16 protein-coding genes and 1 pseudogene are annotated in these 22,424 nt (G+C 63.8%); 13 read left to right on the forward strand and 4 right to left on the reverse strand.

The features are described from left to right. Positions 1-231 precede the first annotated feature (231 nt). On the forward strand, positions 232-942 hold the full coding sequence (locus tag AB0M74_RS31145; protein ID WP_366529878.1) for a response regulator transcription factor: 711 nt from the start codon (positions 232-234) through the stop codon (positions 940-942). On the opposite strand, the gene AB0M74_RS31150 is transcribed toward AB0M74_RS31145, so the two are convergent. From AB0M74_RS31150 to AB0M74_RS31160, 3 genes are all read right to left on the reverse strand, one after another. After that, positions 929-1,918 carry an AraC family transcriptional regulator gene (locus AB0M74_RS31150; protein ID WP_366529879.1) on the reverse strand — a complete coding sequence of 330 codons (990 nt, stop codon included), beginning with the start codon at positions 1,916-1,918 and terminating at the stop codon, positions 929-931. The genes AB0M74_RS31145 and AB0M74_RS31150 overlap by 14 nt on opposite strands. A gap of 126 nt (positions 1,919-2,044) precedes the next feature. Continuing rightward, positions 2,045-3,385 carry a cytochrome P450 gene (locus AB0M74_RS31155; protein WP_366529880.1) on the reverse strand — a complete coding sequence of 447 codons (1,341 nt, stop codon included), beginning with the start codon at positions 3,383-3,385 and terminating at the stop codon, positions 2,045-2,047. A 390-nt stretch (positions 3,386-3,775) separates the two neighbouring features. Continuing rightward, positions 3,776-4,885 (reverse strand): amidohydrolase family protein, encoded by a 1,110-nt coding sequence (locus AB0M74_RS31160; RefSeq protein WP_366529881.1) that lies wholly within the window; start codon positions 4,883-4,885, stop codon positions 3,776-3,778. Between the two features lie 138 nt (positions 4,886-5,023). Here AB0M74_RS31160 and AB0M74_RS31165 point away from each other — a divergent pair, with 138 nt between their 5' ends. The 6 genes from AB0M74_RS31165 (at position 5,024) to AB0M74_RS31190 (ending at position 14,309) form a co-directional block, all read left to right on the forward strand. After that, a complete protein-coding gene (locus AB0M74_RS31165; RefSeq protein ID WP_366529882.1) occupies positions 5,024-5,662 on the forward strand; it encodes a helix-turn-helix domain-containing protein in 639 nt (212 codons plus the stop codon). A gap of 190 nt (positions 5,663-5,852) precedes the next feature. Continuing rightward, positions 5,853-8,066 (forward strand): serine/threonine-protein kinase, encoded by a 2,214-nt coding sequence (locus AB0M74_RS31170; RefSeq protein ID WP_366529883.1) that lies wholly within the window; start codon positions 5,853-5,855, stop codon positions 8,064-8,066. Positions 8,067-8,187: 121 nt separating this feature from the next. Continuing rightward, positions 8,188-11,220: a glycoside hydrolase family 38 C-terminal domain-containing protein gene (locus tag AB0M74_RS31175; RefSeq protein WP_366529884.1), complete on the forward strand. Its 3,033-nt coding sequence runs from the start codon at positions 8,188-8,190 to the stop codon at positions 11,218-11,220. A 182-nt stretch (positions 11,221-11,402) separates the two neighbouring features. Beyond that, complete coding sequence (locus AB0M74_RS31180; protein ID WP_366529885.1) at positions 11,403-11,825, forward strand: hypothetical protein; 423 nt, start codon at positions 11,403-11,405, stop codon at positions 11,823-11,825. Between the two features lie 63 nt (positions 11,826-11,888). After that, on the forward strand, positions 11,889-13,058 hold the full coding sequence (locus tag AB0M74_RS31185) for a cytochrome P450 (RefSeq protein WP_366529886.1): 1,170 nt from the start codon (positions 11,889-11,891) through the stop codon (positions 13,056-13,058). Positions 13,059-13,295: 237 nt separating this feature from the next. Then, the gene (locus AB0M74_RS31190; RefSeq protein WP_366529887.1) at positions 13,296-14,309 is read left to right on the forward strand and encodes a TIGR03617 family F420-dependent LLM class oxidoreductase; all 1,014 of its coding nucleotides are present in this window, start codon (positions 13,296-13,298) and stop codon (positions 14,307-14,309) included. Between the two features lie 111 nt (positions 14,310-14,420). On the opposite strand, the gene AB0M74_RS31195 is transcribed toward AB0M74_RS31190, so the two are convergent. After that, positions 14,421-15,086, reverse strand: a complete 666-nt coding sequence (locus AB0M74_RS31195) for a hypothetical protein (protein ID WP_366529888.1) — start codon at positions 15,084-15,086, stop codon at positions 14,421-14,423. Between the two features lie 18 nt (positions 15,087-15,104). Here AB0M74_RS31195 and AB0M74_RS31200 point away from each other — a divergent pair, with 18 nt between their 5' ends. The 6 genes and pseudogenes from AB0M74_RS31200 to AB0M74_RS31225 form a co-directional block, all read left to right on the forward strand. Then, positions 15,105-15,341: a hypothetical protein gene (locus AB0M74_RS31200; protein ID WP_366529889.1), complete on the forward strand. Its 237-nt coding sequence runs from the start codon at positions 15,105-15,107 to the stop codon at positions 15,339-15,341. 137 nt (positions 15,342-15,478) lie between these two features. After that, positions 15,479-16,516: a hotdog domain-containing protein gene (locus tag AB0M74_RS31205; protein WP_366529890.1), complete on the forward strand. Its 1,038-nt coding sequence runs from the start codon at positions 15,479-15,481 to the stop codon at positions 16,514-16,516. 478 nt (positions 16,517-16,994) lie between these two features. Beyond that, the gene (locus AB0M74_RS31210; RefSeq protein WP_366529891.1) at positions 16,995-18,095 is read left to right on the forward strand and encodes a terpene synthase family protein; all 1,101 of its coding nucleotides are present in this window, start codon (positions 16,995-16,997) and stop codon (positions 18,093-18,095) included. Positions 18,096-18,213: 118 nt separating this feature from the next. Further along, positions 18,214-19,506: a sensor domain-containing diguanylate cyclase gene (locus AB0M74_RS31215; protein WP_366529892.1), complete on the forward strand. Its 1,293-nt coding sequence runs from the start codon at positions 18,214-18,216 to the stop codon at positions 19,504-19,506. A 392-nt stretch (positions 19,507-19,898) separates the two neighbouring features. After that, on the forward strand, positions 19,899-21,029 hold the full coding sequence (locus tag AB0M74_RS31220; protein ID WP_366529893.1) for a hypothetical protein: 1,131 nt from the start codon (positions 19,899-19,901) through the stop codon (positions 21,027-21,029). Positions 21,030-22,125: 1,096 nt separating this feature from the next. Beyond that, positions 22,126-22,424, forward strand: a pseudogene (locus AB0M74_RS31225) (L-asparagine permease); the annotation flags it as partial.

Genomic DNA, 22,424 nt, shown 5'->3' on the forward strand with positions numbered 1-22,424 from the left:
CGTTCGGGCGCGGCGACTCGGGATTCGAGGCAGGGCAGTTCAGCGGAATATCCACGCGGGGAGTCGGCCGCCCGGTGCTTCGCTGTGGTTTCGGCCGAGTTGTGAAGATGGCATCGATTGACGTCGAATCGGCGCGTTCTGTCCTGTCCAATAGCCCGGACGCGACGCACGCTTACCTTCTCGACGGTGTTGTCATCCGGGACAACGACCGAAAAGCACCGGGGACGGGTGATGCGGCTACTTCTGGTCGAAGATGACGACCACATCGCAGACACAGTCGTCACCGCGCTGATGGCGCGAGGTTTCCACGCTGATCGCACTCGGTGGGGTCTGGACGTGCTGACGTCCCATCACCGGTATGACGCGATCGTCCTCGATCTCGCCTTGCCAGATATCCCTGGGCTGCAGGTGTTGCGGCAGCTTCGAGCGATCAGTTCGACACCGGTGGTGATCCTGGCCGGCCACGCCGACGAGCGTTCGGTCGTGCGTGCCCTGCGCGGTGGCGCCGACGACTGCATGGTGAGGCCGCCTCGGGTAGGCGAATTGATTGCGAGGTTGGAGAAAGCCACTCGGCACATCGTCACCGATATCGGTCCGGCCGCGGACGGCGTGATTGTGACCGGGGATGTGCGGGTGGATGTGGGGGCGCGGCGTGTCGAAGTGGCGGGCGAGCCGATACCGCTGACACGCAAGGAGTTCGAGCTTGTGCGGATCCTGGTGGAGCGGCCGGGGATGGCAGTGAGTCGGCAGCAGTTGATGGATCGAGTGTGGGGGGACGCGTGTGTCTCGGTATCACGGTCCCTCGACGTGCACATCACCTGGCTGCGTGCCAAGTTGGATCGGCCGGGGCTGATCAGTACTATCCGCGGCCATGGATACCGGTGGGGCGACCCGGCTGGAGCCGACGCGGCATCCCCGAGGTCGACGGTCAGGGTTGGGTAGACCAGCGTCGGTATGCGCGATCGACTGAGCGTGCGTCAGAATAGCCGAGCAAATGGGCCATTTCGGTCCTGTTTGTTGCGGGCGAGGTTCGGGATCGCTCTTCCAGCCGCCTGCGCCGGGCTCGGTCGATCTCTCGTCGCCAGGTGGTTCCTTCCTCAGCGAGCCTCCTTTGCAGACTGCGCCTGCTCGTGGCCATGCGTCGCGCGGCTGGATCGATCGTGACCGTGCCGTCGTCCATCATGGCGGCCAGCACCTGTTGCAGTCGCTCGGACCACGTGGTGATCCGAGGTTGTGCCATGGCGCCCGCACTATGGTGGAGGATGGCCGCCAACACGGGATCGGCGGTCGGCAGCGGCAATGCGAGGTGGGCAGTCCGGAAGGTGAGTCGGTTCGTCGGTGCGCCGAAATCGACGCGGGCCGTGCCGAACAGCTCGATGAAATGATCGTGCCGAGGCGGCGCGCTTTGCCGAAATCGGACGCGCACCGGGTTCACCTGCCGGCCGGTGATGCGACGTATCTTTGTCACCGTGCCCGCCAAGGCGACCTGGACGGCCAGATCGCGCCCGCGGCCTTCCCCTTGGTGCAGGCCCAGGTCGACGCTCATCTGCTCTTCGGACTCTTCGGACTCTTCGACGACTGTGAACTGGTGGTTGGTCGTAGAGGTGCTGATATACCGCCCTGTCAGTGCGAGGCCCTCGCCCAGCGTCGGCGCAGTGATGAAGAGATAGTCGATCAGTCCCAACTGCCCGGGTACGTACGCGAGCGCGGCCCGCAGTGCGACATCCGGATCGTCCAGCTCGTGCTCGGCCAACTCCCACAACCGTAGATAACGATCGCTCGGCAAGATCGCGCTCGTGCTCGACAACATCCAGCTCGGCACATCCACCTCATCGGCCAGCCGCTGCCGTACCGATTGAGCCAGGCCGGTGGTATCGAGGACGTACTTGGGAAGAAGAATATGGTCCACCGCGTCCACACCACAGATAATGCGCCTGTGGGGGCCGCGGTTCAACATTTCCCGCCATGCGGACGGTCATCCGCGACGTCGCCTCGGCAGCAGAGCTCGAGTCGGAGGTGACCGACCGCAGGGACGACAGTATGGTCAGGGTCTCCGTTTCTCGAGGGTCAAGAACAGGTTGCGTGGAGTCAAGGTGGTCGCCGCGATCATCTCCATCACCGCTCCCGGCGTTGCCACCAGTCGCCATCCGGCGGCCATCGTCGCCAGCGCGAGCGTTGCCTCCACTACTGCGAAGACATCACCGATGCACTTGCGCGGCCCGGCACCGAAGTGAACCATCGCCTCTCTCGGGACCTCGCCGACCCGCTCTCGCCCCCATCGGTCCGGATCGAACTTGTCGGGATCCTGGAACACTCGTGGATCGCGCAGCACGATATAGGGACTGAACATCACCGAAGCACCCTTCGGGATCAGATGACCGTCCAGATCCACATCTTCGATGGCGACCCGAGTCAAGATCCAGGCGGGCGGGTAATAGCGCAGCGCTTCGCTGATCACCTGCGCGGTGTAGGTGAGCCGGGGCGCATCCGCAAACTCCGCGGGCCTGCCACCGAGCACCTCGTCCACCTCGGCATGCAGGCGTGCCTCGATATCCGGATGCTCGGTCAGCAGGTGAAAGACGAATGCGAGCGTTGCGGCGGTGGTTTCGGTGCCGGCAACCAGGATCGAGGCGACCTGATCGTGAATCTCCTGATCCGACAGGATGTTTCCGGATTCTTCGTCCTGTGCCTGCATCAGCATGCCGAGCAGGTCGTCGCGCGGTGTGTCGACGCGGCGATAGTCGGCGATCACTGTGTCGATCATCGGGTGCAATCGCGTGAGGATCGCTGAATATTCACGATTGCGCGGCAACGGTAGCTTGTTCAACGCGGGCAGCGGCGTCACCAGCCGCTGGTACAGCAGCTCGAACAAGCGCGGCATGCTGTGCTGCATTTCCACGACCAGATCATTTCCCACATCGGAGGAGATCAGCGTCTTGGCCGTTACCGCGAGTGTCAACGCGCTCATCTCCGCGCGGACGTCGATGGCCTGACCGTCCCGCCAGGTACTGGTCCGTTCGATGATCTGCTGCCGCATGATCTTCGAGTACTGCGCGATTCGCTCCCGATGAAACGCGGGTTGCATCATCAGCCGCTGCCGTCGGTGCATGTCGCCCTCCGAGCTGATCAGGCCGTAGCCCAACAGATCTCGGCCTCCCTCGATAGCCGCTCCCTTGTTGAATTGGCGGTGCCTCGCGACCAATACCCCGCGAACCAACTCCGCGGAATTGAGCACATACGCGCTCTGCGGTCCGAGCTTGATTCGGACGACGTCACCGTGTTCGCGCAACGATTCGAAGAATTCCAGTGGTTCGTTGAGCAGCCGGAGTGCGTGTCCCAGAATGGGGAGTCCACCTGGTGCGGCGGCAATCGTGGGGGCAGTCATGGAAGTCTCCCGAGGTTCGGATTCGAACGACGGCCTCGTCGAATCCGAAGCCGGCCAGCTGATTCTCAGTCGCTCGTGGCGCCTGGCGCAGCGGCTGACGGGTTCCTTAACAATTCATTAGTACTGTGCCCGGAGTCGTGCACCCGGTCTCTTGCCATCGGCTGTCGATAGGACGCCGAACCGCAGAGTGCCGGTTCGCAGTGTGCCCAAGGGGATTCGGTTCGAGTTGGGTGGCCAGGGCGAGAATGATGGGCTCGCCATCCAGTCCGCCGATGAACTGCACACCCAGCGGAAGTCCTCGAGTGGCCGGATAGCGGGGGACCGCCACGGCCGGGCGGCCGGTGGTGTTCGCCGGCCGGGTGAATGGACCCGAGGGGAGGGTGGCCAGCTTCATGCTGCTGTCCCCGAACCGGTCGGCTCGACGACAATGACGCCTCCGGAGACGACGAGGTCAGGGTATTCGAGTAATTTGAACCGCTGGAGTGCGTTGCCGTTCACCGCGATGAGATCGGCTGGCGCGCCTGCGACGAGTCGACCGAGCGGTGCGAGCCCGAGATGCTCGCCCGCTCGCGCGGTGGCTGCCGACAGCACATCTGCGGGTGTCAGGGCTCCGCGTGCGGTGTGCAGCATCAGTTGCAGCTCGAAAGCGTCTATGCCCCAAGGTACATCGGGGTGGGCCAAGTCGGTGCCGTAGAGCAGTCGGACTCCGGCCTCGACGAGATGAACAGCGTTCTGGAAGACGCCCGTCGTTCGGGACTGGGTATCCAATGTGCCGAGAACACGTACGTCAGCGGCTGCCGCGCGGGCGATCAGAACATCGGGGAGAAGGTCGCATGGCACATGCGCCCACTCGTCGACTCCGGCATCGAGCGCGAGTTCGGCGCCGACAGGTCCACTGAGATGGGCCGACACGATCAGGCCGTTGGCGTGAGCTTCGGCGACTATTGCGGCGACCACCTCCCGAGACAGCAGCGGCCACGGAGGTGGGGTCGTCGTCTCGTGCGCGGTCCACGGCGCTCCCGCCGACCCGCCTGGTTCCAGTCCGATTTTGATCAAGGCAGCACCGCCGTCGACGAGCTGACCGACCGCGGCCCGTGCGGTGGCGATGTCGGATACTTCGAGCGCTACGTCCTTGCCGAACACGGGGATCGGGTAGCCGCCGGGTGCGGTGAGGATCGGCCCCGCGGTGAGCACTCGCAGCCGACCGTCACCACCGGATTGCCGCACGAGTGGGCCGCCGGTATCCCGGACTGTGGTGATGCCGTGGCGCAGGACGGTGTCGGGCGGAGTCTTGTCGAGCAGCAAATGGGCATGCAGGTCGATGAAGCCCGGAAGTAACGTGCCCGCGATGTCGATGATCCGACCATGGCCCAGGAGCTGATCGGCCGGGGCGACAGCGGTGATGCGGTCGCCCCTGATCGCAACCGCGTGCCGCTCGAGGACTTGCCGACCGTCGAAGACGAGGTCGGCGGCGATTACGTAGTCGTGTTCGTTGGTCATGCGATCTGTCCGTTCGGTAGTGCCGGTGCTCGTCGATGGCGAGGGGTGTCTCGGATGACAGCCACCTTCGGAGCTTCCCTCTGGAGTGGAACATTAGAGTTAAACACTAGAGTGTGACTCTAAAGCTAAGGTAAGGCTATGAGTCAGGTCAAGGGCAAGCAGGCGGCGAAGGCGCGGGAAACCCAGCGGCGAATACGCACCGCCGCGGGCGAACTGTTCGTCGAAACGGGTTATGGCAATACCTCGCTGCAAGACATCGCCGACCGCGCGGGAGTCGCGGTGCAAACGATCTACTTCACGTTCCGAAACAAGCGCAACCTGCTCAAAGCGTTGGTGGACATCACAGTCGCGGGTGACGAGGAGTCCCTTGCGACGATGGATCGCCCATGGTTCACTCGGGCGATCGACGCGAAGACCGCCGAGGATCACTTGTCGGCGCACGTGGAGGGTGCCACGGCGATACTCGACCGCGTCGCCCTGATCACCGACGTCCTGCACGCCGCGGCGTCGATCGAGCCCGAACTCGATGCGTTGCGACGGCAAGGTCTCGATCAGCGCTACACGGTGCAGGAGGCGTCCGCTCGGTCGCTGCTCGACAAGCCAGGGGCCGTCTCCACGATGACGGCCGACCAGGCCGCCGACATTCTGTTCGCGGTGCTCAGCCCCGAGCTGTACCTACTGCTCGTCCGTGATCGAGGTTGGTCGGTGGATCGATGGCAACGATGGGCGTACACGACCCTGCGCGCTCAGCTTGTCGAAGACCACGCAACGCCATGATGGTCGATCGCGCTGGCAATGGAGGAGCGAATACGGCGCCTGGAGGCATCCTGTCGGCCGCGGAGCATGAAATTGGATACCCTTGAGCAGGGAAGTTCGGCGGAAGGAAATAACGTGGGATCACTACGAAACAAGGCCACATCGCGCGTAGCCGCATTGTGATCACCTCGGGCTGATCTCCGAGCTACCGATGCACGAGCCGATCGATCTGGTCGATTCAGCGGAACGAACCCGCGCAGCGCTTGCCACCGTTGTGGCAGCGTTTTCCGAAGCGTGGGCCGCCGGGTCCCCGCCCGACCTGTCGGCGTACCTACCCCGCGAACCGGCTGAGCGACGTACGATCTTGATCGAACTGATCAAGATCGACCTCGAATACCGCTGGCTTCAATATCACTTTCCCAAACGACTGAGCGAATATCGTGCGGAATTTGTAGAGCTGCAAGACGGTCGGCTTCCAGCCGAACTGGTCTACGAGGAATTCCACGCGCTGCGCCGCGGTGCGCACGCAGCGGATGCGATTCCCACGGTCGCCGCGATAGCCGCCACGGCGGCCGAACCCGAGCTCCCAGAGCTGACGAGCGACTACCGCAGCACGATGATCGCTCGTCCAGGTGCCCAAGTTGTTCTCGACGCCATCAATGTCGGCGACCATGTCGACGATTTCGACCTGCTGATGAGTATCGGGTCCGGCGCCTTCGCCCAGGTGTATCTCGCTCGGCAACAATCAATGCAGCGACTGGTCGCGGTCAAGATTTCCCATAACCACGGCATCGAGCCGCAGACCCTCGCCCAATTGGATCACGAATACATCGTGCGCATCTTCGACCAGCGACTCATCGCCGATGGCGAGCTGAAGTTGCTCTACATGCAGTACCTGCCGGGGGGAACGCTGCTCGATGTCGTGCGCTTACTGCGCTCGACGCCCGCGGAACACCGCAGCGGTCAACTGCTGCTCGATGCCGTCGACAAGGTACTTGCCGACCGGGGCGAGGTGCGACCCACCGAATCAGCTGTTCGAACACGGACCGCCGCACTGACGTGGCCGGAGACTGTCGCATGGCTGGGCCGCCGACTCGCGGACGCACTACAGCACGCATCCGAACGCGGTGTGTTGCATCGGGATATCAAACCCGCGAACGTGCTGCTGAGCGCCGAGGGAATTCCGAAGCTGGCCGACTTCAACGTCAGCTCGAGCAAACGCGTCAAGGGCACAAGTCCCCTTGCGTACTTCGGTGGGTCACTGGCGTATATGTCGCCCGAACAGCTCGAAGCCTGTCATCCGGACTTGGCGGTGACCGCCGCCGACCTCGACACTCGAAGCGACATCTTCGCGCTGGCCGTCATGCTGTGGGAGCTGCTCACCGGACGGCGCCCGTTCGCGGACGAAACCTCTGCCGGGGAGTCGGAGACCTCGCTGGCCCGCATGCTCGAACTGCGACGCAGGCCCGTTGAGCCGGAGTTCCTGTCGGAGCTTCCGTCGGATTGCCCCATGGCGCTGCGCCGAGTGCTGCTGAAGTGTCTGTCACCCGACCGTGAAGACCGCTACTCGTGCGGTTCGGAATTGGCCCAACAACTCGACCTGTGCCTCGAGGAGCGGGCCCGCGACCTGGTCTATCCATCGCCGAAGAGCTGGCGGGCACGACTTTCGCGGTGGCCGACACCCATCCTGTGGTTATCGTCGCTGGTCGGTGTCGGCCTGGCTACGGTCTACATGGCTGTGCACGTTCAGGAACTGATCAGAGAGCGCCTGTCCGATGCCACCAACGCGCAGCTCGACGAGGGCGTCATCGTTTTCATCCTCGGTGCCTTGCCGTTGGCCGTCCTCATCTACGCATACATGTCGCGTGATTTGCTCGCGGTTCCTCGCGGCTTGCGCAACGGCAGACGCTACGACGAGGCAATGCTCGCGCGGGTGCGGTCGCGAACCTTGTTCTGGGGCGACATGTGTGCGCTGAACACCCTTCTGACCTCGGTGGGTGCGACCGTGACCGGGGTGATGTTGCTGCACTGGTTTACCGACCTTCCGGTGCGGCTGCTGGTCCATGCTGCGACGACCGTTCTGGTAGCGGGCACCATCTCGGTTGCCTATACGTTCTTCCTGTCCACGTTCTACATCGTCCGCTGTGTCTATCCCATTCATCTGCGCTATGGCCGCACGACGTCGCACGACTTCGCCGTTATTCGCGCGCTGCGTCGACGAACCACGGTCTATCTCGCGGTCACGGCGTCGGTGCCGCTGGTCGGGGTGTTGGCCGGATTCAGCGCCCTCGAACCTACGGAGCTTCCGCTCGTGCGCGATTCGGTTCTGGGGTTGTGCGCCGCCTCCGGGCTCGCGTTCGTCGCCGTCTATTGGTTGTTCCGGAAGCTGGATGCAGATCTGCGCGCGCTCGGGCGCGTGGTCTAGCACCGATGCTGCTGCGGACCGGCGACATTTCGATCAGCTGAGCGACCCCTGAATTGACCGCGTTGTCGGAGAATTAGATGCGTTTCGTTGATCGCGCCCCGGTCCGATGGGAGCCACCGCCATGCACGATGACCGTCGATTGGTCGAGAATCGCCTCGGGCGAGTCCTGGCTGAGCGGATCACCCCCGCGATCTACCCGGAGTCGGTGCCGCTGAAGGCAGCAATCTGGGTCGCGCCCGATGAGCCGGTGCCGGTCGCCGAGGGCTTGGCCGCGCCTCGGACACCTATCGAATCCGGCGCCAGGTGGGGCGCACCGTGGGCCACCAGTTGGCTCACCGTCGAGGCGACAGTGCCTGCCGCGTGGGTGGGCAAGACCGTCGAGGCCATCATCGATCTCGGTTTCGACCAGAACATGACTGGTTTCCAATGCGAGGGCATGGTTTACCTGCCGGACGGATCGCCGGTCAAGGGTTTGCACCCGCGTAGCCAGTGGGTGCGTATCGCGTCCTCGGCGGTCGGCGGCGAGCATGTGGTGTTGCATGTCGAGGCGGCTTCGAACCCGATCATTCCCTTTTTCTCGCCGACCACGCTCGGCGACAAGTCCACCGCCGGTGACGAGCCACAGTACCGGCTGGGTCGGCTGGATCTCGCGGTCTTCGACGAAGAGGTCTGGCTGCTGGTGCAGGATCTGGAGGTGCTCGGCGAGCTGATGCACGAGATGCCCGAGGATCCCGCCCGCCGCTACGACATCGTGCGAGCGATCGAGCGCGCGCTCGACGCCGTCGATCTGCAGAACGTCAATGCCACCGCTGCGGGGGCGCGCGCGTGCTTGGTCGACGTGCTGGCCAAGCCGGCGGTGGCGTCGGCGCACAAGATCTCGGCGGTCGGGCACGCGCACATCGACTCGGCGTGGCTGTGGCCGCTGCGCGAGACGGTACGCAAGGTCGCGCGCACCACCGCGAACATGACCGCGTTGCTGGCCGACGAACCCGAGTTCATCTATGCGATGTCCCAAGCGGCGCAATACGACTTCATCAAGCGGCACCGCCCCGAGGTATACGAAAGAGTCGAGAAGGCAGTGTCCGAGGGCCGGTTCGTGCCGACGGGCGGCATGTGGGTCGAGGCGGACACGAATATGCCGGGCTCCGAAGCGATGGCGCGGCAATTCGTGTACGGCAAGCGGTTCTTCCTCGAAGAGTTCGGTGTCGAGAACCAGGAGGTATGGCTGCCCGACACCTTCGGATTCGCCGCCGGGCTGCCACAGATCATCAAGGCCGCCGGGTCCAGATGGTTATTGACACAGAAGATCTCCTGGAGCCAACTCAACCAGTTTCCGCACCACACCTTCCTGTGGGAGGGCATCGACGGAACCCGGATCTTCACCCATTTTCCGCCGGTCGATACCTATAACTGCTCCATGCAGGGGCGTGAGATTGCACACGCCGCAAGGACTTTCAAGGACAAGGGCCGCGCATCGATGTCACTGGCCCCGACCGGCTGGGGTGACGGTGGTGGTGGGACGACGCGGGAGATGGTTGCCAAGGCGGCCAGGATGAAGAACCTCGAGGGCTCGCCGAAGGTGGTGTGGGACTCCCCCGCCGACTTCTTCGCCAAGGCCGAGGCCGAGTACCAGAATCCGCCGGTGTGGGTGGGGGAGCTGTACCTGGAGTTGCACCGCGCCACGTTGACCAGTCAAGCCGAGACCAAGCAGGGCAACCGGCGCAGCGAGCACCTGCTGCGGGAGGCTGAGCTGTGGGCCGCAACCGCGGCGGTGCGGAAGAACTTCGAGTACCCCTACGCGGCACTGGACCGGATCTGGAAGACGGTGTTGCTGCACCAGTTCCATGACATCCTGCCGGGCTCGTCGATCGCCTGGGTGCACCGGGAAGCGAAGCAGACGTACACGGCGGTGGCCGAGGAGCTGACGACGATCATCGAACGCGCCCAATGGGTGCTCGGCGGCGAGCGGGCGGGACCGAATATCTTCAATCCGGCACCACACACGTGGCGATCGGTCCCGGCCGGTGCGGCGGCCGCGGTGGCGGCGCGTCACTCCTGCTCGGTGGCCGAGCGCGCGGGCGGCGGGTTCGTCCTCGACAACAGACTGTTGCGGGTCGAAGTGGACGTCCGCGGCCTCATTGTGTCGGTGTTCGACCTCGAACAACAGCGTGAGACGCTGCCACCGGGTTCGGTCGCGAACCTGCTGCAGTTGCATCCGGACTACCCGAACGCATGGGACGCTTGGGATGTCGAGCTCTTCTATCGAAACCGGGTCACCGACCTCACCGAAGCGGATTTCGTTGCGGTCGATACGGATTCGCCGGCCGCCGCAGTGGTCCGGGTTGGCCGCTCGTTCGGTTCTTCCCAGGTCGAGCAGACCGTGGCGCTGTACGGGGGCGCGCGCGGCCTCGACATCGACACCAGGGTCGAGTGGCATGAGACGGAGAAATTCCTCAAACTGGCCTTTCCGCTGGATATCCGGGCCGACCGCTATGCCTCCGAGACCCAGTTCGGGCATCTGTTCCGGCCTACCCACACCAACACCAGCTGGGAGTATGCGAAGTTCGAAGCGTGCAACCACCGGTTCGTCCACTTCGCCGAGCCGGGCTGGGGTGTGGCGCTCGTCAACGACGCGACCTACGGACACGACGTCACCCGCACAGTCCGAGCAGATGGCGGAACGACGACGACACTGCGGGTTTCGCTGTTGCGGGCACCACGGTTTCCCGATCCGGACACCGACCACGGCTCACACTGCTTCCGGCACACGCTGGTCCCGGGTGCCTCGATCGGGGACGCGGTGTGCGAGGGCTACCGCGTGAACCTCACGCCGTTGCGGCCGGGTGTCGCCGAACCTGTCGAATCGCTGTTCGCCATCGACAACGATGCTGTGGTGACCAGTGCGGTCAAACTCGCCGACGACGGCAGCGGCGACGTCGTGCTACGCGTCTATGAAGCGCACGGCGGCCGGGCCTCGGCGCTGGTGGTCGCCGGTTTCGACTGCGCCGGTTTCGAGGTCTGCGATTTGCTGGAGCGGCCACTACCGGCAGACACCACCGCGATACCAGAGGGGGCGGGAGTCCGCTTGCGACTGCGGCCTTTCCAGCTCGTCACGCTCCGGTTCGCCGGTTCCCTCGGATCCGCCGCCCGGTGAACAGCCCCGGTTCATCGGTGGCTGAGCCAGACTGCCTGGACAAATATCCCCGCTCGGACGCAAGAATTTCCTTGCGGTGGCTGGCCGGTTGCTGTCTGTCGTGCGGGCGCTGATGTTCGGCGGTACACTGCCGCTGGGCAGCGGGCAGGCCGGGTGCGTTATGGATTGATGAGGGAACGGATTTGGTAATAGGCACAGACACGGCGTGGGTGCTGTTGTCTTCCGGGCTCATTTTCCTATGGGCACTCGTACTCGGCGTGTGGAAATGGCAGGCGATGACGACCTCGCCTGATGGATCGGCGCATCCCTACGTGGACATCGCTCACCGAGCCGCATTGCTGTACTCGTTCGCCACCGCATTGATAGCGGCATTCGTCGAACTGTCCGGCTGGCCGACCGCAGTGAATTCCGCAGCGGCCGCGACGATCGTCCTGCTTTTCGTGGTGACGATCGCGAACTACGTCCGGCTCGGATTGACGCGCGAAACCGATAATCAAATGCGCAATCCGCCGTCGGCGATGCGTTTCGTCCTGGCCGCCCTGATCATCGGCCAGATCGGCGGCTTCACCGTCCTGCTCGTCGGCTTCGCCACAGCGCACCTGTAGCACGCCGTGCACGACCCCACTCGATACAGTTCGCCGATCGGCACCGATGCGCCGCGGATTTCGATGTATACCTCGGAGTTCGCGGCGGATCCGCATTCGGCCTACTCGGCGATGCGGGAGCGATTCGGGGCATTGGTGCCGGTGGATTTGGCGCCGGGGGTGCCTGCCACGTTGGTGATCGGATATTACACCGCCGTCCGAATCCTCAATGATCCCGACCGTTTTCCGGCCGATCCGCGTGGCTGGCAGGAGAATGTGCCCGCCGACTGTCCTGTGTTGCCGATGCTGGAGTGGCGACCGAATGCGTTGCGTACCACAGGACTCGAGCACGCGCGGTATCGGCAGGCGAATATCGCGGGGCTCGACGGGGTGGATCAGTACGGGCTGCACGACACCGTGGAGCAGATCGCGCTGCCGCTGATCAATTCGTTCTGTACGGATGGCTCGGCGGATCTGGTGTGGCAGTACGCATTTCCGCTTGCCTTTGCAGTGCTGAACACGCTGCTCGGTTGTTCGGCCGAGATCGCGCAGCAGGCGGCGACGGGGATGGCCGCGATATTCGAGGGCGTCGACGCCGAACGCGGAAATACGATGCTGCTCGACGCGATGCTGAGGCTGGTCCTGCTGAAGCGGGCCGAACCCGACAACGACATCACCACCCGATTGTTGGAGAATCCGTGCCGGCTCGGCGATACGGAAATGGTGCATCAGGTGGCCACGCTGTACGGCGCAGGCATCGAGCCGCAACAGAATCTGATCATCAACGCGCTGCTGCTGATTCTCACCGACGAGCGGTTCGCCGGTGAAGTGCTGGGCGGGAGCCTGTCGACCCGGGAGGCGCTCGACGAGGTGTTGTTCACTGATCCGCCGCTGGCGAATTTCTGCGTCAGTTTTCCGCGGCAGCCGATTCTGGTCGACGGCGTGTGGTTGCCCGCGCACGAACCGGTGGTCATCAGCATGGCCGCGTGCAACAACGATCGGCAGATTATCGGAAATCACCATGCGGGTAACAGATCTCATCTTGCCTGGGGTGCTGGAGCGCACGCTTGCCCCGCGAGTTCGATAGCCTACTTGATCGCTCAGACCGCCATCGACCAGTTGCTCGACGCCCTACCGGAGTTACGCTTGGCGGTAGCGCCGGGTGAATTGGCCTGGCGGCCAGGACCATTCCATCGAGCACTGACCGCGCTGCCCGTCGTCTTTCCGAAATCGCCACCGTTACCTCAGCGCTGACGCATCGACGCAATCGGAGCTTGGATCGATTGTGGTCCACGGTTGGTCCACCGACTAGCCGCGTACTCCGCGTCCGAAAGCAATCCCCTCACGCGGCCCTGGAGGGCGTGGGTGGAGTTCCGGATTTTCGGGCGTTGCGCCGCAGGTGTAGACGATACGGTGATGTCGTGTTGTTTCACGACATCACCGAGCAGCTGCGGACAAACAACCAATGATCGCGATGGGATTCGTATTACCTTGAAAATCGACACAACGCTGACCGGTGGGCTCGGCACGATGGGCACGGACGCCGCCGCCGCGGAAGCAGCCGGATATGCCGGAATATGGACGTTCGAAGGTGCGCATGACCCGTTCCTGCCGCTATTGCTCGCCGCCGAACACACCGATCGGATCGAACTGGGCACATCGATCGCAGTGGCGTTTGCCCGTAATCCGCTGTTGCTGGCCACCATCGCATGGGATCTACAGGCGTTCTCCGGAGGCCGGTTCGTGCTCGGCCTCGGCAGCCAGATCCGAGCCCATATCACCCGCCGCTACTCGATGCCGTGGAGTCAGCCTGCCAACCGCATGCGCGACATGGTGCTGGCCGTGCGGGCCATCTGGGACAGCTGGCAGCAAGGCGGTCGACTCGACTATCGCGGTGAGTTCTATCAGCACACGCTGATGCCGCCGCTGTTCAGGCCCGCTCCTACCGAGGTCGAAGGTTTCGGTCCGCCGCCCATCTACCTCGCGGGGGTGGGACCGCAGATGACGACTGTCGCTGGAGAGGTAGCCGACGGATTCATGTCGCATCCGTTCTGCACGCCGAAATTCCTGAGCGAGGTGACCCTTCCCGCTCTGGAACAAGGAGCTCAGCGTGCACGAAAATCTCTGGACGACATCGTGATTCATCATTCCGCGATGATCGCGATAGGTAGGTCCGATGGTGAGAGGGCGGCGGCCAAGCAGGCGATCCGAAAGCAGCTGGCCTTTTATGGGTCGACTCCGGCGTATTGGCCGATTCTCGAACTCCACGATCGCGCGGAGCTGGGCCCCCGCCTGAAGGACATGTCCAAAAAGGGGGAATGGGATCGGATGGCAGACCTGATCGACGACCCATTCCTCGATGCTGTGGCCATAACTGTCACCGACCCCGTTCGAGCCGCGGCGCAACTGCATGAGCGGTACGACGGGATCGTCGAGCGGCTCGGATTCAGTACGCCATACAAAGCCGACCCCGTGTTGCTGGTGGAATTGTTGCGGGAGTTGTAGGCGTTTCGCGGCGCTCGGGCCGCGCCCGTCGCCGGTGATCTCGTTGCCCGGAAAGTGTTCCAGCAGAACGTCTTCGAGCACGGGGTGGCCCGCAGTCGTGCATTGCACCGGTCATCGGTCGAGGTCAGCAGTTCGCGCCGGTGTCGCCACCGCTATTTCGCCACCCAGCTCGTAGCCGCCACCCAGCTGCAGGTTGTCTCCGCTCCAGAATCGTCCCGGGTCATACCAGTTGGGGCTGCGGTGCTGCGGCAGCAGTCCCATCGCCTGATACGTCGCGGCCACGATCTCCGCGCAGTACGCGTTCTCCAATTTTCGGGTGGCCACCTGGCGCGACTTGCGGCGCGGCAGGCGCGCCCGGCCGCGTAGCCAGCGCCCGGCGAGACCGGCGGTGGATGGGAACGGGGTTCCATCGAGTCGGGCGATGGTGCGCAGCATGCTGTCCTCCATCTCCCGCGTAACCGGACGGTTCAACTGGCGCAACCACGCCCGCTGACCATAGCGATGTGCCCACACCAGCACCGCATCGCGCAGATTGTGTAACTGGACGCCGCGGTGGGTGACCCCCGACCACATGTCGGGAAGTGATCGGCCGAGCTCCGCATGCCAGATCAACGCGGGCAGATCGTCGATCACCACGGACATGCCGACATGATTCACCGGACTGTTCGTTGTCATCCGGATCGCCCGGTCGGCTGCCGAATGCCCACGGAACAGCCAGATGTCGCCAGTTCTGGTGAGCTCGAGCGCTCGGTCGAGACTGATGCCCGTACCCGTCATGGCCGTAGCCTATGCGGTATGAGGTGGTGGAAGACAGTGGGATTGGCGGGTGCGGCCGGTGTGGTCGCCACCGGTGTGGTGATTGTGCGTGCCGAACGCCGGCGCCGTGCCTACACCCCGGACCAGGTCCGCGAACAACTACACGTGCGATTCGCCCAGGCGACATCGGCCAAGGCGGCCGTCGAAACCGCCACTTCGGTACCCCGGGATGCCTCCGGCTTCCGCGGGCGTATCCGCGGTTTGTTCCGACGTTGACCACAGCCCGGCAGCACCGGGTCCGGGGGAAGGGCCGCGGCCTGCTACTCGCCCGTAGCGTCGCGGGTACCTATTCTCCTCGGACGACAACGGAGTCCGAACCGCGTATCCGTGTACCCGAATAGATCGGCTGGCCTGTGAGTGCCACTACCTTCGACTCCGTCCCGAGCCCGGCAGCGTCCGGCATACGCTCCGAGGCGATCCACCGTTTTCTCGTCAAACCCGTCGACGCAGGCATCGGGGGATCGGTCGACGGCGGCAAGCTCCTCGAATGGATCGATAAGGTCGCCTACGCGGCGGCGGCCCAGTGGAGCGGGTGCTACTGCGTGACCGCCTACGTCGGGAACATCCATCTCGACCGGCCGATCGCGGTCGGTGAGCTGGTCGAGCTGCATGCGAACCTCGTCCACACCGGCCGCACGAGTATGCATATCCTCGTCAGCGTCTATTCGTCCGATCCGACCCGGAAGCGACCGGTACAGACGGCGCAGTGCCTGACGATCTTCGTCGCGGTCGACGACGCCCGACAATCCGTGCCGGTCCCGCAGTGGGATCCGACCACAATTCTCGAGCTCCAGCGGCATCGGCAGGCGCGGGCCAGGATTTCGGTGCGCAAGCGGATCGAGGAGGCCATGGCTGCCCAGCACTACACTGCGGGGGGCACTGCGCCGAGTGCCACGCTGCGGTTCTTGGCGGCTCCGTCGGATATCAATTGGGGCGGCAAGGTACACGGTGGCCGCACGATGGGGTGGATCGACGAGGCGGCCTACGTCTGCGGAGCCGATTGGGTCGGGCAGCATGTGATTACGTCGTACTTCGGTGGGATCCGCTTTTATCAGCCGATCGTCATCGGCCATATCGTGGAGGTCACCGCGCGGCTGATCTATACCGGGCCGCGCAGCATGCACGTCAGTGTGCATGTGACATCGACCGACACCCACTCGGATAGACCCGCGCTCGCGGCGCATGGCCTGGCTGTAGTGGTCGCGGTCGACGGCAGCGGAAAGGCGCGACCGGTCCGGCAGTGGGTGCCGGTTTCCGAGGAGGATCGGTCGCTCGAGGCGCATGCTCGACACCTCGTCGACCTGCGTTCCCAGGTCGAGCCGTTCACCTCGGCGAGCGATATGCCCGCCGACGCCGAACCCAGCCACTTCCGCGTCCCTCTGCCGGGCTGACCCATCCAGTCCGGACTGCGTCGCGGTGACCGAACTGCGCGAGTTTCAGGCGAATCGTCAACGGTCCGGCATCTGGGTGGTGCGGGCCGCTGCGCAGGACGGACAGCTGTTGCCGAAACATTCGTGGGGAACAACGAATAGGTGACTGAGGCCCGACCGGAGTCCCCGGTGGGACAGCGAGGCAGGGCAGTCCGCGGCCGCGGCAACTACCTACCTGTCGTATCGGCGCCCGTTGGTGGTAGTAGTTCTCTCCCGGGCACGGGCGCTGATTGCCGCGACCGTGGCCTGTGTGGCTGAGCGGGAATGCGAGGTGGTGGTGCACCGGAGTAGTCGATCGGGTGTGGGCACAGCCGAGCTATCTGGATCGTGATCGTTTACCATTCGAGGACCGAACCACGGCCGGTGGCCGATTCGGCCCGACACGCTGTCGATATCGCTGTGGAGTTGTGGCGGAGTGTGGTCGGGGAGGGAGTTTGTGGTGGGCGAGTACACGCTGGTGGTCGAGGAGCGGCTCGCCATGATGCGGGCCGAGCATGCGGCGTTGCTTCGGGCCGATCCGGTCTGGTCGCTGCGGGAGCTGTTCAGCACGTCCGAATGTGACGTCGTCGACTTCTGTCGGGGTTTCGCGCCGAATCCGTTCGGGGAGAGCGCCTGTGCGGAGGTAGAAGGGTTCTGCACCCGGCACGGTATCTGGTTGGCGGCCGCAGGCGCGCACTACAACAGCATGACGCCGTATCTGCATCCGCACGCGGTCACCGCCGAGCGGATGACGATTATCGGGATCTACAACGCAATCTTGTTCTGGCTCAACGATACTGTCGGCAGGGAGAAGTTTGCCCACCTGACCGACGCCGAACAGCGACAGGCACGCGTGACTGTGGAACGCCTGTGCGACTTGATCGAGACACGGCGTGCCGCAGCGGATCCGAGTGCGGTGGAGGCGGCGACCGCCGAATTCCTGGCATTGGCGGACCGGCAGGCCGACACGAACTGGCTGGCTCGGTTTCTGGCTTCCACTGTCGATCATCTGCGACCGGCGATCCGGGATCAGAACGCCCGTGCGCGCGGTGACCTGCTGACGGTCACCGACTACATCGAATTGCGTGCGCATGTCTCGGGCATGTACCCGGCGATCGCGCTGTGCGAATTCGGCCGCGACGAGTATCTGCGCTGGGAGCGGGTGCGTGCTGCCGGACTCGAGGTCGACCTGCGGCGGCTGCAGCGGTTGACCGTGGAGATCGGGGCGCTGATGAACGACGTGTTCTCCTTCGAGAAGGAATGCATCTGGGACCGCGCCGATTTCAATCTGATCCCGGTATGCCTACTGAACACTCCCGGTGCGGGCTTCTCCGACGCCGTGCACGCCGCCGCGCAGATCGTGCGCGACCGGATAACCGAGTTCCGCTTGGTTCGCGCCCGGATCGACCGGGTGTGCGCCGATACCGACCCGACCGTCGCCCAGCCGGTATCGGCGCACGTGCAGGATCTGCTCGGGTGCGTGCAGGCCACCTGGGTGTGGCAGATCGCCACCTTGCGATACAAGGGCGAATCGGTCTTCGCCGAGAACCGGCTGGCCTGATTGTTACCTCGCTCGGAACTTTCACGCGATATTGTGTCGAATCGGGCTATCGTCGGGTGAACGGATCACCGTCCGCGGCGAGGGGTGGTCGAATAGCGTGACGTATCGAAGGGTTGGGGTGGACGACAGCAAGAGTGCGGTATTGGCTCGAACCTGGTGGCAAGCGCTTGCCACGGCAGGCGACATGCCTGCATTGGACGGCCGAGGACTCCAATTGTTGGCCGGCATGATCGACGATCTCGCGACCGCGGTGGACGTCGATCCTTTCGACGTGACCGTGGGCGCCCGCGTCGGGGCGGCGCTGGCCGCCGCGCGATTGGACGACCAGCAGGTGCCCGCCGTATCGGCGCAGGTTTTGTGCCAGCTCGCCGATCGCAGCGTGCGAGCCGACGCCGGACAGCGACTCGCCGGGTTGCTGGCCGCGCTGGGCCAGGGCCACCAGCAGGAGCTGGACCGCGCACGCGATGTCGGGAGTTCGCCAGTCGATCAGAGGCTCGATAGGTCCGATCGTGACGAACGGGATGCGCGGTTTCGGATCCTGTTCGAGAACACGACCATCGCCATCGCCATCGGTGACACCGACGGAACGCTGCTGGAAGCCAACCGGGGACTGGCCGACATAATCGGCGTCTCGGTGGACGCGCTGCGCGGGATTTCCGTCTACGACTTCGCCCACCCTGATGACCGGGGCGATATCCGGGCGTTGCTGTACGACAAGCTGGTGCCGGCGGGGGAGGGCACCGTCTCGCTGGACCGGCGCCTGGTGCGCGCCGACGGCAGCGTGGGGTGGATGTCGTTCGCCATCTCCTATGTGAAGGGCAACGGCGGCCAGCCCGACTATCTGCTGGCTATCGGGGCCGACGTTACCGAGCAGCATCGGCTCCAGGACGAACTACGCAGGCAGGCCAGGCACGATCCGTTGACCGGCCTACCGAACCGACGCTACCTACTCGAGCGTATCGATGAACTCATCACGACCGCCGCGGAAGGCGACCGGGCCGGATTGTGCTTCGCCGATCTGGACCACTTCAAGAATGTCAACGACCGCTTCGGCCACGGCACCGGCGACAAGGTCCTGAGGGTGGTGGCGGCCCGCTTGAACGACGGGCTCAGCGAACACGACTGTCTGGTCTCCCGACTAGGTGGCGACGAATTCGTCGTCTTGGTCCCGCCGCCTGCCACCGCCGCTCAGATCACGGTGATCTCGGAAAAACTCCTGTCGGTGTTCTCCGACCCGATCACCATCGATGGCCAACAGTTGCAGGTGGCAGCCAGCATCGGGGCGGTGGTGACGCCGATCCTCGGCGCCAATGCCGAATCCCTCCTCGACGCCGCCGACGCCAGCCTGTATTACGCCAAGACCAGCGGTAAAGGGCACTGGGTGTTGCACACCCTGCAAGCGTTGACCTGAGCGCCGCCGTCGCCGACAGCCGCGGTCGGCCGGGAGCTCGCTGTTGAAGACCGGGTTCACAGCACTGTGGCGAATCAGTATGTTCCCCTATCGGATCGGCGCCTCAGCACTCCGTCCTGCGCCACGTCGAGCATGACCGCACCGCCTGGTCGCAACGACACCGCTACCCGGGAAGGCCTCGGTGCGGAGATCGGCGACGCCGCGTCGTTGATTCTCGATCGTCCGAAAACCGTTCGAAGCAAGGGTAATTCGGCGAACACGTCAATATTTGGTCGATCGACCTGAATGCCTCGGGTGCTCGAGAATGCTGTGGCCTGGATCTCCTTGGGATTCAAATCACGTTGACCCGAACTCTTTTCGGCCATAGCCTTGCTAGTTGTCGATGGTCGACGGTGATCATCCGGCTGCTTATTCGAACCGTGCATTCGTGCTGGTTCATCGAGGAGCACAACTCGCTCCACCCAATTCGCTACAAGCGAAAACGAAAGATCCAAAAGGTCGAAATTCAAATAATGGCAAACTCAACTTCAGAACAATTCAAATACGTTGAGCCGCAGGGTGCTGGGTCTCGATCCGGTTGGAAATGTTGGTGTATCGGGGCGTTGAGTCTGCTCACGTTCGTGCTCCTTTTCCAGCCTTGGCTCTCGGCGACGGGGCCGGCGGGAGATCTCAACGCCAACGCATTCGGCCGGATCGAGGGCACCGTCCCCGAACTCAATACTCTCGGGTACGCGCCTGCCAACCATATTTCCATCAGCGGTACCTGGGGCATGCTGGCGGCCATTACCGCAGTGCTCACCGTATTCGCCGCATTGCTGTACTTGACAGCGCGTATCGAGTTGTTGTCGTGCCTCATGGCCGGCGCCGGTGTGGCCACGGCGCTGTTCGTCCTGGCGACGGTGCTGTATCTCAACGGTCAAGCGCCGCAGCTGCGCGACATGACCAAACACAGCGATGCGATGGCAGGGGGACTCGGCAGCATTCTGCGGAAGGTCTTCGGTGGCGGCGAGGGATCCAACCCCGAGGCGGCACAACAGGTCGCCACCGCTGCCATGAAGACTCCGGCATTGATCTGCAGTCTCGCGGCGATCGCCGCGGCCGCCCTCGCCATCGTCGAGTTGCGGAATCGAATCCGCATCGCCGTGGTGGACGAACCGAATGCCGATTCCTCGTACCCGCTGCAGCCGGCCTCCCGTGAGGACGTGTTCGTTGCAACCAAATTCAATGAAGAGCGGGTGCCGGAGAGCTCCATCGATGCTCGCCTCGGTGTATCGCTCGACCTTCTCGAGTCGGCCGGCTACGCCGTGTCCGACGGGATCGACCTCGCCACGCCGAGTGCGGTGAACCCACTGCCGATCAAGATCGTCGTGACCGGCCACCATGATCGTGAAATGGTGCTGCACCCACAATGGGTGGGAGAGCTCGAACCGCGCGGTGGTGTGAATTACGACGGCAGCCAAGGCCTACGTTTTCGACGTAGGGGAGTCGAGTTGGTGTTGGCGAACGTGAGCGACGTGAGCTGATCGGACGATTTGCGAGTTCCAGGTTTGACGGCGTCGGACGCCACTGCGGACGTATTGTGGACGCAGGTCCGGCGCCGTCGTTTGGCTTCTATTGGACGTAGTAGGTCGGCCCGGCGGGCCGCGACTCCACCTCGGTCATAATCGGAGACGTTGGGCTGCTTCGCGATTCGTCGGCGAGTCGACGCACCCGCGGTGACACCTCTCGGTGGGTTGGTCGGGAGGCTCTGGATAGTGTTCTCGCCGAGTTGGGGTGAGCGGCTACGCAATGCGACAGAGCTTCGCCGCAGTAGATTCTGAAGACCGGGCGACGACCGCTGGGGCCAGGCGTCGAGAATATTCTTTCATCAACGCTGCAATCAATGGATGTTTCGCGTGGACTCGGATCGATTCCCGAGGGGTCTGCGCCATATTTCGCTCTGGAAATAGAAATGAATCCAACGCTCCTGCAACTGATTGCATTTGCGCAAGGCACTCCGCAGGTCAGTTGATCGCTACGGTCCGGCTACCCGGTGCTCGATGTGCTCGAACACGCCCACCCGCCAGAGGCTGATCGACGAGGCGGTCACTGATCGCAGCCCCAGCGAATCGGGCCGATTCGATCCCGGGCGAGCGGGCGCGTCGGGTTCGGCCCCCATAGATGTGGGGGTTCGCGATCGCGGGCGCCCGCTCATTGCCCGAGTGTGGCCCTCGCGGTCTTCGGTGGTGGAAGCTACGGACGGATACGGAACCAGCTGGGTGGCGGTGACCATGCCATTTCTCTGGGGCACTTCGGTGGTCGAGCAGTTCGATGTCTTTGTCCCGCAACGTTCAACGATGTGCCGGGTGCCACGGAGTCCTTACGGTCTTGTGGTTAGTTGGCGAATCAAAGAACATTCCGGTTGGTTTGCAATTTGATCGACGAGCCTTGGGGGACCGAAATGATGGGATCAATTTCAATATGACGTGGCAACTAATTGCGTGGCTGGATTCGAGGTAGTCGAATTGGCTCGATCCTATTGATCGTGCCGTTGTGTGGCGGTACATTACCTCCACTGTGCCGTTGTTTGGTGGCACGTTAATCGGCGACACAATCGTCGTAATGTGAGGGGTTTTGGCTATGACCACAGTTCGACCTCCCTCGGAGGTGTCGGGGCCCGTAAATACGCTGCAAGACGAGGACGCCGGCTACCACAAGTCGCTTCGTCCCCGCCAGGTACAAATGATCGCGATCGGTGGCGCCATCGGCACCGGCCTATTCCTGGGTTCGGGAGGCAGGCTGGCCCACGCGGGGCCGGGGCTGTTTCTGGTGTACGCCGTCTGTGGCGTGTTCGTGTTCTTCATCCTGCGCGCGCTCGGCGAGCTGGTGCTGCATCGCCCCTCCTCGGGGTCGTTCGTCTCCTACGCCCGTGAGTTCTA

Source organism: Nocardia sp. NPDC051463, assembly GCF_040681975.1.
Lineage (GTDB): Bacteria > Actinomycetota > Actinomycetes > Mycobacteriales > Mycobacteriaceae > Nocardia.

Coding starts and splice junctions, on each gene's coding strand:
- AB0M74_RS31145 (WP_366529878.1), top strand. CDS start 232: ATGCGGCTACTTCTGGTCGAAGATGACGACCACATCGCAGACACAGTC.
- AB0M74_RS31155 (WP_366529880.1), bottom strand. CDS start 3,385: ATGACTGCCCCCACGATTGCCGCCGCACCAGGTGGACTCCCCATTCTG.
- AB0M74_RS31160 (WP_366529881.1), bottom strand. CDS start 4,885: ATGACCAACGAACACGACTACGTAATCGCCGCCGACCTCGTCTTCGAC.
- AB0M74_RS31165 (WP_366529882.1), top strand. CDS start 5,024: ATGAGTCAGGTCAAGGGCAAGCAGGCGGCGAAGGCGCGGGAAACCCAG.
- AB0M74_RS31170 (WP_366529883.1), top strand. CDS start 5,853: ATGCACGAGCCGATCGATCTGGTCGATTCAGCGGAACGAACCCGCGCA.
- AB0M74_RS31175 (WP_366529884.1), top strand. CDS start 8,188: ATGCACGATGACCGTCGATTGGTCGAGAATCGCCTCGGGCGAGTCCTG.
- AB0M74_RS31185 (WP_366529886.1), top strand. CDS start 11,889: ATGTATACCTCGGAGTTCGCGGCGGATCCGCATTCGGCCTACTCGGCG.
- AB0M74_RS31195 (WP_366529888.1), bottom strand. CDS start 15,086: ATGACGGGTACGGGCATCAGTCTCGACCGAGCGCTCGAGCTCACCAGA.
- AB0M74_RS31200 (WP_366529889.1), top strand. CDS start 15,105: ATGAGGTGGTGGAAGACAGTGGGATTGGCGGGTGCGGCCGGTGTGGTC.